Annotated in this window: 1 protein-coding gene; it reads right to left on the bottom strand. The window is 49.1% G+C overall.

The window, feature by feature from the left end:
- Positions 1 to 44 precede the first annotated feature (44 nt).
- Positions 45 to 428 (bottom strand): YheC/YheD family protein (locus EDM58_RS18145; protein WP_221175426.1); only part of this gene is annotated, 384 nt, incomplete at its 5' end.

Genomic DNA, 428 nt, shown 5'->3' on the forward strand with positions numbered 1-428 from the left:
ACTTAAAGGGGAGCATATCATGCGTGGGAGGACTGCTTTTCTTTCTATCTTCTATAAGAGCGAATCGTATGGTACATGCTCTTGTCACGCAGTTTGGAAAACAGCGTAATATCCGGACGCAGATTGGCTTCGATAATCCAGACCTTTCCTTTTGCATCGATGCCCATGTCAAAGCCAAAAACGCGCTGGGCAGTATAATAGGAAGATAGGCTTCTGGCAGCAAGCAGGGCAATTCGGCGCAGACGATTGATTACGGCAGAGGAAGAGTTGGGGATATTGGAGCGCGCAATCGCCGTGGATAACGGCAGGACATAGCCCCCGCTGCGCTTGACATTAGTGATGATATATCCCTTGCCAGCCACTTTTGCCAGCATTCCCGTCACCTTCCAATCAGAACCGTTTCTTTTTTGTACCATGACACGGACATC

It is taken from the genome of Brevibacillus panacihumi (assembly GCF_003710985.1).
Classification (GTDB): domain Bacteria; phylum Bacillota; class Bacilli; order Brevibacillales; family Brevibacillaceae; genus Brevibacillus; species Brevibacillus panacihumi.